At 69.1% G+C, this 13,515-nt stretch carries 12 protein-coding genes and 1 riboswitch; of the genes, 5 read left to right on the top strand and 7 right to left on the bottom strand.

The features are described from left to right. Positions 1-32 precede the first annotated feature (32 nt). Positions 33-1,103 carry a DNA polymerase IV gene (gene dinB / locus RAB70_RS00325; RefSeq protein WP_192578888.1) on the top strand — a complete coding sequence of 357 codons (1,071 nt, stop codon included), beginning with the start codon at positions 33-35 and terminating at the stop codon, positions 1,101-1,103. Positions 1,104-1,766: 663 nt separating this feature from the next. Further along, positions 1,767-2,420, top strand: coding sequence for a phosphoglycolate phosphatase (gph, locus tag RAB70_RS00320; protein ID WP_148827356.1), 654 nt, complete (start codon positions 1,767-1,769; stop codon positions 2,418-2,420). 433 nt (positions 2,421-2,853) lie between these two features. Here the strand turns inward: gph and btuB are convergent, their stop codons facing one another. From btuB to RAB70_RS00305, 3 genes are all read right to left on the bottom strand, one after another. Beyond that, entirely contained in the window at positions 2,854-4,725 is a 1,872-nt protein-coding gene (gene btuB / locus RAB70_RS00315) for a TonB-dependent vitamin B12 receptor (RefSeq protein ID WP_148827345.1), read from the bottom strand. Positions 4,726-4,838: 113 nt separating this feature from the next. After that, positions 4,839-5,057: riboswitch (cobalamin riboswitch) on the bottom strand. Between the two features lie 25 nt (positions 5,058-5,082). Continuing rightward, a complete protein-coding gene (locus RAB70_RS00310) occupies positions 5,083-5,511 on the bottom strand; it encodes a TfoX/Sxy family protein (RefSeq protein WP_148827343.1) in 429 nt (142 codons plus the stop codon). Then, positions 5,508-5,990 carry a GAF domain-containing protein gene (locus RAB70_RS00305; protein ID WP_017912553.1) on the bottom strand — a complete coding sequence of 161 codons (483 nt, stop codon included), beginning with the start codon at positions 5,988-5,990 and terminating at the stop codon, positions 5,508-5,510. The genes RAB70_RS00310 and RAB70_RS00305 overlap by 4 nt, the downstream gene beginning before the upstream one ends. A gap of 116 nt (positions 5,991-6,106) precedes the next feature. On the opposite strand from RAB70_RS00305, the gene bioD reads away from it, so the two are divergent. Continuing rightward, positions 6,107-6,796, top strand: a complete 690-nt coding sequence (gene bioD / locus RAB70_RS00300) for a dethiobiotin synthase (RefSeq protein WP_148827341.1) — start codon at positions 6,107-6,109, stop codon at positions 6,794-6,796. A 422-nt stretch (positions 6,797-7,218) separates the two neighbouring features. Here bioD and RAB70_RS00295 read toward each other — a convergent pair whose 3' ends face one another. From RAB70_RS00295 to RAB70_RS00285, 3 genes are all read right to left on the bottom strand, one after another. After that, positions 7,219-7,596: a phasin family protein gene (locus tag RAB70_RS00295; protein ID WP_026143664.1), complete on the bottom strand. Its 378-nt coding sequence runs from the start codon at positions 7,594-7,596 to the stop codon at positions 7,219-7,221. A 275-nt stretch (positions 7,597-7,871) separates the two neighbouring features. Then, positions 7,872-8,231, bottom strand: a complete 360-nt coding sequence (gene queD / locus RAB70_RS00290; RefSeq protein WP_017916250.1) for a 6-carboxytetrahydropterin synthase QueD — start codon at positions 8,229-8,231, stop codon at positions 7,872-7,874. A gap of 179 nt (positions 8,232-8,410) precedes the next feature. Then, positions 8,411-9,784: a DEAD/DEAH box helicase gene (locus tag RAB70_RS00285; protein WP_043093333.1), complete on the bottom strand. Its 1,374-nt coding sequence runs from the start codon at positions 9,782-9,784 to the stop codon at positions 8,411-8,413. 345 nt (positions 9,785-10,129) lie between these two features. Here RAB70_RS00285 and RAB70_RS00280 point away from each other — a divergent pair, with 345 nt between their 5' ends. After that, the gene (locus RAB70_RS00280; protein WP_017908490.1) at positions 10,130-11,119 is read left to right on the top strand and encodes a fumarylacetoacetate hydrolase family protein; all 990 of its coding nucleotides are present in this window, start codon (positions 10,130-10,132) and stop codon (positions 11,117-11,119) included. Positions 11,120-11,208: 89 nt separating this feature from the next. Further along, positions 11,209-11,865 carry a maleylacetoacetate isomerase gene (gene maiA / locus RAB70_RS00275; protein ID WP_017912437.1) on the top strand — a complete coding sequence of 219 codons (657 nt, stop codon included), beginning with the start codon at positions 11,209-11,211 and terminating at the stop codon, positions 11,863-11,865. 502 nt (positions 11,866-12,367) lie between these two features. Here maiA and RAB70_RS00270 read toward each other — a convergent pair. Next, the gene (locus RAB70_RS00270) at positions 12,368-13,507 is read right to left on the bottom strand and encodes a PilT/PilU family type 4a pilus ATPase (RefSeq protein ID WP_017907532.1); all 1,140 of its coding nucleotides are present in this window, start codon (positions 13,505-13,507) and stop codon (positions 12,368-12,370) included. Positions 13,508-13,515: the final 8 nt, after the last annotated feature.

Genomic DNA, 13,515 nt, shown 5'->3' with positions numbered 1-13,515 from the left:
TATCATGCGCACACCGTTCGCAGGCGTAGGGTATGGGGTCGATGCGCAAGATCATTCACGTCGACATGGACGCGTTCTACGCGTCCGTGGAGCAGCGTGACGATCCTGCGCTGCGCGGCAAGCCGGTGGTGGTGGCCTGGCGCGGCATGCGCTCGGTGGTGTGCGCCGCCTCCTACGAGGCGCGCGTGTTCGGCGTGCGCTCGGCGATGCCGGCGCTGCGTGCCGAGCGGCTGTGCCCGGACGCGGTCTTCGTGCCGCCGGATTTCGCCCGCTACAAGGCGGTGTCGCGGCAGGTGCGCGAGATCTTCCAGCGTCATACCGACCTGATCGAGCCGCTGTCGCTGGACGAGGCCTACCTGGACGTCACCGAGCCCAAGGGCGAATTGCGCACCGCCACCGAGATCGCCCAGACCATCCGCGCGCAGATCCGCGCCGAAACCGAACTGACCGCCTCGGCCGGCATCGCACCGAACAAGTTCCTGGCCAAGATCGCCTCGGACTGGCGCAAGCCCGACGGCCAGTTCGTGATCCGCCCGCATCGCGTGGAAGCGTTCCTGACGCCATTGCCGGTGAACAAGGTGCCCGGCGTGGGCAAGGTGATGGAGGCCAAGCTGGCGGAACTGGGCATCGCCACCGTCGGCGATCTGCGCGCGCGCAGCGAGGCGGAACTGGAAGCGCGCTTCGGCAGCTTCGGCCTGCGCCTGTACCAGCGCGCGCGCGGCATCGACGAGCGCCCGGTGGAATCGGACCAGCCGGTGCAGTCGATCTCCTCCGAGGACACCTTCGCCGAAGACCTGGCGCTGGAGGCGCTGGAGCCGGCGATCCGGCAACTGGCCGAGAAGACCTGGAACGCCACCCGCCGCACCGAGCGCATCGCGCGCACCGTGGTGCTGAAGCTGAAGACCGCGCAGTTCCGCATCCTCACCCGCAGCTTCACCCCGGAGCAACCGCCGGACTCGCTGCAGGCCTTGATCGACATCGCCCTGGCGCTGCGCGAGCGGGTGGACCTGCCGGCATCCACCCGCTACCGCCTGGTCGGCGTCGGCCTGTCCGGCTTCCACGAGCGCGAGCCGGGGCAGGCGCAGGGGCGCTTGTTCGGTTGAGGCGGTGGCGTCGCCTGGGATAGTGCCTTCCCGGCTGATTGCATGGGAACGTGTGCCACGGGAGACTGTCGTACCCTCTATCGTCGCGCCCTGAGCGGTGCGTGGATTGAAACACGTGGGGTTACGGTGCGGCGACGGCGGGTCTGTGTCGCGCCCTTGCGGGGGCGTGGATTGAAAGCACATCGAGTCGGTCAGCAGGCACAGCGTCAGCGGTCGCACACTCTCGTGTGCGTGTGTTGAAACAACCATGGGATGTGGGTGCAGGCCGAGAACCTGGCCGTCGCTCCCGCGTCGGGACTGAAGTCCCTCCCACAGGGGCATGCTGCTCGGGTTGCAACAGCGACTTCATCCTCCGGCACGCGGATCGACCTGGTCGCGTCCCCACGGATGCGTGGATTGAAACATGGGTGGGGATCGCCAACCGGTGATGTTCTCGGGTGTCGTGCGCGCGAGCGCAGGGATCGAGCGGTTGACTCGGGTCGGGATGGATCGCGTGAGCGCGGTTCGCGCGCTCGGTCGCCGTCACGGCGCTGCCGCAGCGGGCGTGGCGTGGTCGCAATCGCGTGCCAGCGAAGGCAGGGCACGCGTCGCGCGCGCGCGTCGCAACCGCGTCCGACATTGCGCCACCTACAATGCGCACTTGTCCCCCTGTGTTGGCACGACATGACATTTCCTTATGCATTGGTGGTGTTCGACCTGGACGGCACCCTGGTCGACAGCGGCGCCGACATCGCCGAGGCGTTGAACCGTACCCTGGCCGACTTCGGCCTGCCGCGCGTGCCGGAGGCGACCGTGCTCGGCTGGATCGGCGAGGGCGTGCGCAAACTGGTCGAGAGCGCCTGGCGGCATGCCGGCGACGCCACGCCACTCGAGACGGTGATGCCGACCTTCATGCGTCACTACGCCGAATGCCTGTTGCGCAGTCCGCGGCTGTATCCGGGTGCGGCCGAGGCGCTGACGCAGTTGCATGCGGATGGCGTGACGCTGGCGCTGTGCACCAACAAGCCGTCGGCGATGGTGCCGCCGTTGTTGCGCCATCTGGGCGTGGCCGATCTGTTCTCTGCGGTGCTCGGCGGCGACAGCCTGCCCGAGCGCAAGCCCAGCCCGGCGCCGCTGCTGCACCTGGCGCAGCAGTTCGCGCAGCCGCCGGCGCGCTGCCTGATGGTCGGCGATTCGGGGACCGACCTGCAGGCCGGCCACGCCGCCGGCATGCCGGTGGCGCTGGTGCGTTACGGCTATCCGCGCGATCTGGATCTGGCCACGGCCGACGTGGTGTTGCTGATGGATGATTTGCGCGAGCTGCTGCAGCTGCGCTGATACGACGGCGATCCAAACACTGCGGTGTAGCGCAAAGACCGGGATGCGCTTGCAGGAGCGGCTTCAGCCGATGACGCAGTAAGCCCCTCTCCCCCCGGGAGAGGGGTTGGGGTGAGGGTCCGGGCGCGCAGCGGTCGCTGAACTGTCAGGTTTGTGCCGCGATGCATGAGCACGAGGGAGGCTGTTTGCGTTCGGCAGCCAGCGGTCTTATCGCGAGTGACCACGTGTGCGTGCGTCGCGCATGTCTGCTTTGAGAATGCGCGCATCTATATCCGCTGTGTTCGCACATGCCGCCTTTCGTAGGAACGGCTTCAGCCGCGACAGGCTTTCCCGGGAAAGCCGATCACGGCTGAAGCCGCTCCTACAAAAAAAGACGCGTGGTTTCCGCACTGTCGTCCCGCGCCACGCCATCGGCGCAGCGCGGGACGCCGGCTCAGCGCGCTGCCGGCGCGTAGCGCAGGGTCAGCGCGTATTCGCGACCCGGCTGGTTGTACCAGTTCACCGTCTGGTAGTCGCGGTCGAACACGTTGCTGGCCTTGGCCTGCAGCGTCCAGTCCGGGGTGAACGCGTACTCCACGCGCAGGTCGACGGTGCCGTAGCCCGCCAGGCGCACGCGGTTGGCCGCGTCGTCGAAGCGGTGGCCGCTGCCGAACACGCTGACGCCGAGCTTGACCGGGCCGATGCCGCGGTCCACGTCCAGGCGCGCGGTGTTCTGCGCGCGGCGCGCCAGCCAGTTGTCGCGGTTGCCGCCGTCGCTGCGGTTGCGCGGGTCGGTGTGGCTCAGCTGCGCCGACAGTTCCCAGCCGGCCAGCAACGCATAGCCGGTCAGTTCGGCGCCGCGGATGCGCGCCTCGTCCACGTTGACCGGCAGGAAGCTGACCGCGTCGTAGGAGATCAGGTCCTTCACCCGGGTCTCGTAGGCGTTGAAGGTCCAGTTCCAGCTGTCGGCATACTGCGCAATGCCGAGGTTGCCGCTCTTGGAGCGCTCCGGCTTCAGTTCCGGATTGCCGGCGAACGGGTAGTACAGGTCGTTGAAGGTCGGCGCCTTGAAGCCGGTGCCGACGCTGGCGGTGAGCTTGAGGCCATGGTCCAGCGCCAGGCCCCAGCCGAGGCTGCCGGTGGTGTGCTCGCCGAACTGCTCGTTGTCGTCGCTGCGCACGCTGGCCTGCACCTGCTGCGCGCCGAAACGGCCCTGGTACTCGGCGAACACGCCGGTGTTGTCGCGGCTGTCGACGTCGAAGGCGGTGCTGCTGGCAACGTGCTCGCGCTGCCAGTCGCTGCCGACGCTGAGCAGATGGCCTTCGGCCAGCGTGATGTCGCCTTGCAGCGCGGCGGTGTCGCGGCGGCTGTCGAAGGTGCTGACGAAGCTGCGGGTGCGTGCGCCCGGCGCACGGTAGTAGCTGTCGGCGTCGTCGACGTTGCGGCCCAGTTGCGCGGCCAGGTGCAGGCGATCGGAGGGCGTCCAGTCGAGCTTGCCGCTGAACACCTGCTGGGTGTTGTCGGCCTCGTTGCCGGCGAACAGCGCGTCGCCGTCGTACTCGTTGCGGCTGTCGATGTTCAGCGCCTGGCCTTCGATGCGCAGCGTGTCGGTCAGCGCGTAGCCGCCGCGCGCGCTCAGCGAGACGTTGCGGTAGCCGTCGCGGTCGGGCTGGTCGACGAAGCAGCCGGCGAACAGCGTGGCCGAGCCGTTGCAGGCATTGATGCCGTCGGTCTTCTGGTAGCCGCCCTGCACGGCCAGCCAGCCGCGCTCGCCGCGGTTGCTGAAGCCGGCGCCGGCCTCGCGCAGGCCGTGGCTGCCGCCGCCCAGGCTCAGGTTCTGCTGGAAGCCCTGGCCGCCGCGGCGAGTGAAGATCTGGATGACGCCGCCGATCGCGTCGGAGCCGTACAGGCTCGAGCGCGGGCCGCGCACGATCTCGATGCGCTCGATCTGGCTCAGCGGCAGGTCCTGGAACGCGGCCAGGCCGGCGCTGGCCGAGCCGATGCGCACGCCGTCCACCAGCACCAGCACGTGGTCCGACTCGCTGCCGCGCAGGTTCAGCGTGGTCAGCTTGCCCAGGCCGCCCTGGTTGGAGAAGCCGATGCCGGCGCGGCCCTGCAGCAGCTGCGCCAGCGAGGTGGCCTGGCTGCGCTCGATCTCGGCACGGTCGATGACCTGCGCCGGCACCACGCTGTCCTCCACCGAAATCTGGGTGCGGGTGGCGGTGACCAGGACCTGGTCGAGGTCGGTGGCGGCATCGGCGGCGTGGGCCAGCGCGGGCAGGGACAGGGCGGACGCGATCGCGACCGAAAGCAGGCGGGACGACATGGGTGGCAACTCCGGCGCGCGGCTGCGCGCTGTGACGGCAAGGGAGTCGCGAACGGAAGGTGCAAGCGGACGGCGCCGGACACGGCGCGGCACGCCGCGACGCCCTCCGCATCGCAACCAGTGAACTGCAAGGCCGGTCTCCGGGCTCGCGATCGGGGAGGCGGACCTCCCGGCTGCGACGCCTTCCCATGCCCAGGGCACAGTGGCGCAGGTCGTCAGCGCGGATCGCTTACCGTTGCGGGGGCAGCGCCGGCCTTGTCGCAAGACGCACCGGCTTCCCGTTTCAACCCGCTGGCCGGAGCCGGTGGGTCACCTTGAAGCGGCGCGATTGTACGCGATCGCCGCTGGCTGCGCGGCTCAGTCGGCGTGAGTGCCGTGGCCGTCGTCGTCGCCGTGCCGGTCGCCCATCGGCGTGTCGTGCGTGTCGTGCGCGTAGGCGCCGTCGGCAGCGTCGTCGTCGCGCGTGTCGTCGCGGTCGAAGTGGGTGGTCGCCACCGGCCCGGCGACCGGCAGGCCGCGCTGCGCCGGCAGCGCCGCCGTTGCGATCTCAAGTTCGCCCAGCAACTGCGCGCGGCGTGCCTCGGACAGTTCCTGCCAGTGGCAGCCGCTGAGCGCGCCTTCCAGCGAATACAGCAGGTTGAGGCTGGGCTTGAAGCCGGCGCGCTTGACCCTGACGAAGGCGCCGACCGCGCCGGCCGCCTCCAGGTCCTGCTGCGTGCGCACGCCGACCTGGCGCAGCCAGGCCGCGCTCTTGGGGCCGATGTTGCGCAGCTTGGTGGTACTCATCGCAGGCTGTCGACGAAGACCTGGGCGATCGCTTCCAGGCCGCGCTGGTCGTCGGCGTCGAAGCGGGCGAGGTCGGGGCTGTCCAGGTCGAACACGCCGACCAGCGCACTGTCGCGCAGCAGTGGCACCACCAGTTCCGATCGCGAGGCCGCATCGCAGGCGATGTGCCCGGGGAACGCCTCCACGTCGTCGATGCGCTGGGTCTGGCCGCTGCTGGCGGCCGCACCGCACACGCCCTTGTGCAGCGGAATGCGCACGCACGCGGGCAGGCCCTGGAACGGGCCGACCACCAGTTCCTTGCCGTCGTAGAAGTAGAAACCGACCCAGTTCAGCCGCGGCAGCGCGTGATACACCAGCGCAGCCAGGTTGGCGGCATTGGCGATGCGGTCGGGCTCCCCGGCGACCAGGGCACGGGCCTGGTCGAGCAACTGGGCGTACTGTTCCGGCTTGCTGCCGGTGAGCGAGGACGAGGCGAACATCGCGCGAGTCTAGCAGCGCGCTGCGTCCGCCGGCACCGCGGCGGCTGACGCGCGCGACGCACCCGGCTATCCTGCGCGCCGCCGCGCGTCCCGCCGGCCAACCGACAGGGTTTCGCATGGCTGTTCCCGCCTTCTACGTCACCGGCACCGATACCGGCATCGGCAAGACCATCGCCAGCACCGCGCTGCTGCACGCCCTGCGCGCGCGCGGCCAGCGCGCGGTGGGCATGAAGCCGGTGGCCAGCGGTTGCGCGCGCGAGGCCGACGGCTGGCGCAACGAGGACGCGCTGGCGCTGCAGGAGGCGAGCGCGCCGCGGCCGGCCTATGACGATCTCAATCCGTACGCGCTGCCGCTGCCGCTGGCGCCGGAACTGGCCGCCGCCGATGCCGGCGTGCAGCTGGAGCTGGCGCCGATCGCGGCCGCGTTCGACCGCCTGCGCGCGCAGGCCGACGTGGTGGTGGTGGAGGGCGTGGGCGGCTGGGCGGCGCCGCTGTCGGCGACGCTGGACCAGGCCGATCTGGCGCGCGCGCTGCGGCTGCCGGTGGTGCTGGTGGTCGGCCTGCGCCTGGGCTGCCTCAACCACGCCCGGCTCAGCGCCGCGGCGATCGCCGCCGATGGCCTGCAGTGCATCGGCTGGATCGGCAACGAGATCGACCCGGCGATGGACCGCATCGACGACAACATGGCGATGCTGCGCGCGCGGTTGCCGATGCCGTGCTGGGGGCGCCTGCCGTACCGGCCGCAACCGCAGGCCGAGCAGTTGGCAGCGGAATTCCAGCCGTGGGCGGGCATGTCGCCGGGCTGAGCAACTGCCGGTGGCACTGCGCTGCCGGCTTTTGTGGGAGGGACTTCAGTCCCGACGCCTGACCGATGCCGCGTCGGGGCTGAAGCCCCTCCCACAAGAGCAGGGCGTCCAGGATCCGCAAGATGGGCTGATCCCGAATGCCGGGTTTCACTCCCGAAGCAAGCGCATGGAGAAGCCCGGTCGAAGAGGCGATCTACCGGCTTCTGGCAAAGCACCGGAGCTGAAGCCTCTCTCATCAGGAAAGACAGGAACGCCAAGACGCACGCGATCAACCAATCCTGAATCCCCACTCCCGAATCCCGCCCATAAAAAAGGCCCGGTAGAGGGAGGGATCTACCGGGCCTTGGGTTGCACGGGGGGAGGGACCCATGCAGACCGAGCGTGCGTCGGGCGGCGAACCGCAGCGACGTCGAAAACTAGTGTTACTTGGCGGCGGGCTTGGCCTTCGGCGCGGCCTGTTCGGTCGCCGCTTCGAACTGGTGCTTGGCGAGCTGGCCGATGGCTTCGGAGGCCTTCAGGCCCAGGCCGAACACTTCCTGGTTGGCCGTGGCCAGCCGCTCGAAGTTGTCGCGGGCGATCTGCAGGCCCTTCGGCCACAGCGCCTGCACGGTGCCCAGATCGCGCGCCTCGGTCAGCTCGCCGAGGAAGCCGGTGGTGGCCGACACGTTCTTCTCGAAGGTCTTCAACTGCACGCCGAACACGCTCTCGGCGCTCTCCAGCGCCAGGCGGTTGGCACGCGCCGCGGCGGCGGCGAACTGCTGGGTGTAGCTGCTGAACTGATCGTTGAATTGAGCGGACATCATGCAACTCCGTTGGAATGCCGACTGCTGTTGCAGTGCAACATACGCTCATTCTGCTGCGATGCAACAAAATTTTCTGAAGCCGCTCAGGATTCGTTCAAACTGCTTTTCTGATCAATTACTTGGCGCAATTCCGCCAGCCCTTGCCGGACGCCTCTGCGGGCCTGGAAAGCGCCAGATGCGCAACGACGCAAGGCGGGCAGCACGCGAACCCTCAGCCGGCGCGGTGCCGCCCTTACGATTCCCGAATCCCCATTCCCCATTCCCGGCCTTCTTCAACCCGGCCCGCGATAGCGACAGCCGGAGGTGCAGGTCTCGTGCACCACCACTTCGCTGAGCAGCGGCAACGCCGGCTTGAGCCGGTCCCAGATCCACACCGCCAGACGCTCGCTGGTGGGATTGTCCAGGCCCTCGATGTCGTTGAGGTAATGGTGGTCGAGCTGGTCGTAGAGCGGGCGGAACGCCGCCTTGATGTCGCCGAAATCCATCACCCAGCCGCTCTCGGCGCCGGGTTCGCCGCTGACGTGCAGCTCGATGCGGAACGAGTGCCCGTGCAGGCGCGCACACTTGTGGCCGGGCGGCACGTTGGGCAGGCGGTGCGCGGCTTCGAGGGTGAAGACTTTGAAGATATCCATGGGCGGCATTGTACGGTCAGGGGGCGGAGCGGCATGGCGCGATGCGGGGCGCGCGAAACGGAAGACAGTGGCGTGCCGCAGGGGGCGGCGACAGACGCACGATGTCCGGGTGGAGCGGACAAAAAAGGCCGCCCCGAAGGGCGGCCCGAGTGCGTGCGCAGCGCGTGGCCGCGGACGGATCAGCGCGGCGCGGCGGGGCGGTTGCCGCCGCCGTTGCCGTGGCGGCGGCCCTGGCCCTGGCGGCGGGCGCCGTCGGCGTGGCTGCCGCCGGGCTTCTTGCTGCCGGCGTGCGCATGCGCGTGCGCCGGCGCATCGCCATGGCCGCGACGGGCGTGGCTGCCGCGACGCGGCGGACGCTGGCCGCCCGGACGCTCGTCCGGCGGGTTGTTGTTGCCCCAGCGGATCGGCGTGACCGGCTCGAAGCCCGGCACGTCGCGGATGTCCATCTCGCGCTTGAGCATGCGTGCGATCGCGCGCAGCAGCTTGGCCTCGTCCTGCGCCACCAGCGAGATCGCCTCGCCGGTCGAACCGTTGCGGCCGGTGCGGCCGATGCGGTGCACGTAGTCCTCGGCGACCATCGGCAGGTCGTAGTTGATGACCTTGGGCAGCTGGTCGATGTCGATGCCGCGCGCGGCGATGTCGGTCGCCACCAGCACGGTGATGCGGCCGGCCTTGAAGTCGCTCAATGCGCGCAGGCGCTGGCCCTGGCTCTTGTTGCCATGGATCGCCGCGGTCTTCAACCCGGACTTGTCCAGGAACATGGTCAGCTTGTCGGCGCCGTGCTTGGTGCGGGCGAACACCAGGGTCTGCTTGCGCGAGTCGGCGGCCAGCAGGTGCAGCAGCAGTTCGCGCTTGCGCGCACCGTCCACCGGATGCACGCGGTGGGTGATGGTGTCGGCCACGGTGTTGCTCGGGGTGGCCTGGATTTCCTGCGGGTCGTGCATGAACTCGCGGGCCAGCTGCTTGATGCCTTCCTCGAAGGTGGCCGAGAACAGCAGGGTCTGCCGGTTCTGCTTGGGCAGCTTGGCGAGGATGCGCTTGATCGACGGCAGGAAGCCCATGTCGAGCATGCGGTCGGCTTCGTCCAGCACCAGAATCTCGATGCCCGACAGGTCCACGCTGCGGCGCTCGAGGTGGTCGAGCAGGCGGCCCGGGCAGGCGATCAGCAGGTCCACGCCGCGGCGCAGCGCGTCGAGCTGGTTGCCCATGCCCACGCCGCCGTAGATGGTGGTGCTGGGGATGCGCAGGTACTTGCTGTAGCCGCGCAGGCTGTCGTGGACCTGGGTGGCCAGTTCGCGGGTCGGGGTCAGGATCAGCGCGCGCGGCTTGCGCGGGCCGGGGCCCACCGACTGCGGCGAAGTGCCCAGGTGCTGCAGCAGCGGCAGGCCGAACGCGGCGGTCTTGCCGGTGCCGGTCTGCGCGCCGGCCATCAGGTCATGGCCTTCCAGGGCGACGGGAATGGCCTGCGCCTGGATCGGGGTGGGGGTTTCGTAGCCCTGCTCGGCCAACGCGCGCAGCAGGAAGGGCGCAAGGCCCAGGGATTCGAACGACATGAGAATGCTCCGGATAACGCGCCGACGCCGGGACGGACCCGGCGCGCAGGCGCAAGTAGGTGAGGCTCGGAGCGTTCCCGTGAACCGCGCTGCGAGAGGGTGGATCAACCCGCAGCGCGAGGCTGGGGTTCGTCGGCACCACGAAAGGCGTCGGGCGGGGCGGGCGAGTCGGATCGTTGCGATCCTGGCCTCGCCGGCGGTCCCTGAGGGAAACGGACGGCCGCATGCAGACCGAAATAGTGTACCTGAATTGGCGCGCTGCACAAAATGCGAGTCCGTTTCAGTTGAAACCAAGCCGCCGTCTGGCCGTACAATCGCCGGCTCAGCCCCCAGCACTGGACGGACATGAAGCTAGGTTCTCTGAAGGAAGGCGGTCGCGACGGCACCCTGATCGTCGTGTCCCGCGATCTGACCCGCGCCGTGCGCGCCACCGGCATCGCGCCGACCCTGCAGCGCGCGCTGGAGGACTGGAGCAACCTCGCCCCGCGCCTGAACGCGCTGTCCGAGTCGCTCAACGACGGCAGCGCCGACGGCCAGTTCGACCTGGACATGGCCGCGCTGGCGGCACCGCTGCCGCGCGCCTACGAATTCCTCGACGGCAGCGCCTACCTGCCGCACGTCGAGCGCGTGCGCCGCGCGCGCGGCGCCGAGGTGCCGGAGAGCTTCTACACCGACCCGCTGATGTACCAGGCGGTCAGCGCCGGCTTCTACGGCCCGCGCGATGCGGTCAAGGTGGTCAGCGAGGACTACGGCATCGACCTGGAAGCCGAGATCGTGGTGGTCACCGACGACGTGCCGATGGCGGTCAGCCCGGCGCAGGCCGCCGCGCACATCCAGTTGATCGGCCTGGTCAACGACGTGTCGCTGCGCAACCTGATTCCGCCGGAACTGGCCAAGGGCTTCGGCTTCGTGCAGTCCAAGCCGCGTTCGGCGCTGTCGCCGGTGTTCGTCACTCCCGACGAACTGGGCGAGGCCTGGCAGGGCAACAAGGTGCACCTGCCGCTGCTGACCCACATCAACGGCGCCTGGTTCGGCGCGCCGGAAGCGGGCGAGGACATGCAGTTCGATTTCGCGCAGCTGGTCGCGCACGCGGCCAAGACCCGGCCGCTGGCGGCTGGCGCGGTGGTCGGCTCGGGCACCATCGCCAACCAGGACACCACGCGCGGCGCCTCCTGCTTCGCCGAACAGCGCACCGTGGAAACGCTGCGCGACGGCAAGCCGAGCACGCCGTACATGTCCTTCGGCGACGTGGTGCGGATCGAGATGCTGGACCGTGACGGAGTGAGCATCTTCGGCGCGATCGAGCAGCGCATCGAGCAGGCGCCGCTGCCCTGACCCGGCCGGCGGCGGTGCCGGGGCGACCGGCGGCGGCGCAGCCCGGGTGTCCACCGGTATCGTTGTCGATTGCGCAGACGGAGGCGGGCATGGACGAGGCACTGCAGCTCTACACCTACTGGCGCTCCAGCGCCGCGTACCGGGTGCGCATCGGGCTGGAGCTCAAGCGTCTGGCCTACCAGTCGCTGCCGGTGCACCTGGTGCGCGACGGCGGGCAGCAGCACTCGCCGGAATATGCGCGGTTGAACCCGCAGGAACTGGTGCCGACCCTGTGCCACGAGGGCCAGCCGATCCGCCAATCGCTGGCGATCCTGGAGTACCTGGACGAGCGCTGGCCGGAGCCGCCGCTGCTGCCGGACGCGCCGATCGATCGCGCCCGCGTGCGCGGCCTGGCGCAACTGATCGCCTGCGACATCCACCCGCTCAACAACCTGCGCGTGACGCAGTTCTTCGAGAGCGCCTGGAACGTGCCGCAACCCGAGCGCGAAGAGTGGATGCGGCACTGGATGCAGACCGGCTTCGATGCGCTGGAGCAGTTGCTGGCCGAGTCGCCCGACACCGGACGCTTCTGCCACGGCGAGCAGCCGGGCCTGGCCGACTGCTGCCTGGTGCCGCAGCTCTACAACGCGCGCCGCTTCGGCGTGGATCTGCAGGCCTACCCGACCCTGGAGCGGATCGAGCGCGCCTGCCTGGCGCTGCCGGCATTCGACGCGGCGCGCCCGGAACGCCAGCCCGACGCGCAGTAAGCTGGGACTATCGTCGCAGGAGCGGCTTCAGCCGCGACCGGGCATCCGCTGCTGCCAGTCGGCCACCAGCCCCTGCCGCGCCGGTGAGCATGAGGATGTGGGAGGGACTTCAGTCCCGACTGCAGTTTTCCGGACACTTCGGCCTTCACGCGTCGCAACGGAAGTCGCTTCCACACGCGCTTGCGGCGCACTCGCTGGGCGCACTGTGGGAGGGACTTCAGTCCCGACGGCAGTTTTCCGGACACTTCGGCCTTCACGCATCGCAACGGAAGTCGCTTCCACACGCGCTTGCGGTGCACTCGCTGGGTGCACCGTGGGAGGGACTTCAGTCCCGACGCGAAGTTGCGTGGAAGTGGCGTTTGCCCGCGCAAGGGCGACCCGCGGCGACCGCCGCTGGACCTACGGCCCGTCGTTGCCGCCGTCGCTGCGGGGCCAGTTCGACCAGGCGGCTGCGAACGCCCGGTCGCGGCTGAAACCGCGCCTACGACAACACGGCGACGCCTCAGACGAAGCCGTGGGTGATCCGCGGCGCGGCGCTGGGGCCGCTGTCGTAGTCGGCGTAGGGATCGTGCTCGCCGCTGCCGCCTTCGGACAGGCGGAACTTCAGGGCCAGGCCGTCGCGCGAGTCGGCCGCGCGCAGCGCTTCCTCCTGCTCGATCTGGCCCTGCTTGACCATGCGGAACAGGCACTGGTCGAAGGTCTCCATGCCTTCCTCCAGCGACTCCTCCATCGCCTGCTTGATCTCGTGGACCTGGCCACGGCGCAGCAGGTCGCGGATCATCGGCGTGTTCAGCAGCACTTCCGAGGCCGGCCGGCGGCGGCCGCTGCTGTCCTTGACCAGGCGCTGCGAGATCACCGCGCGCAGGTTCAGCGACAGGTTCATCAGCACGTTCTTGTGCGCGCTCTCGGGGAAGAAGTTGAGGATGCGCTCGATGGTCTGGTCGGCGTTGTTGGAGTGCAGGGTGGCCAGGCACAGATGTCCGGTCTCGGCGAAGGCGATGGCGGCCTCCATGGTCTCCGCGTCCAGGATCTCGCCGATCAGGATCACGTCCGGCGCCTCGCGCATCGCGTTCTTCAGTGCGTTGTGGAAGGCGTGGGTGTCCAGCCCTACCTCGCGCTGGTTGACGATGGACATCTTGTGCTTGTGCAGGTACTCGATCGGGTCCTCGATGGTGAGGATGTGCCCGGTGGTGGTGCTGTTGCGGTAGTCGATCATCGACGCCAGCGAGGTGGACTTGCCTGAGCCGGTGGAGCCGACCACCAGGACCAGTCCGCGCGGGGTCATGATCACGTCCTTGAGCACCTGCGGCAGGTGCAGTTCCTCGATGCTGGGGATCTTGCTGCGGATCGCGCGGATCACCATGCCGACCTCGCCGCGCTGCTTGAACACGTTGACGCGGAAGCGCCCGGCGTCCTGCAGGGCGATGGCCATGTTCAATTCCAGCTCCCGCTCGAACTGCGGCACCTGGCCCTCGTCCATCAACGAGTAGGCGATCTTCTTGACCATGCCCGGCGGTAGGCCGGTGGCGCCGAGCGGATACAGCTTGCCTTCGATCTTGATATAGACCGGTGCTCCTGTGGTCAGGAACATGTCCGAGGCGTTCTTTTCGGTCATCAGCTTCAGGAAATAGCCGATATCCATGCGCAATG

Source organism: Xanthomonas sontii (assembly GCF_040529055.1).
GTDB classification, from domain to species: domain Bacteria; phylum Pseudomonadota; class Gammaproteobacteria; order Xanthomonadales; family Xanthomonadaceae; genus Xanthomonas_A; species Xanthomonas_A sontii.
This window is presented reverse-complemented; position numbering and strand designations above follow the sequence as displayed.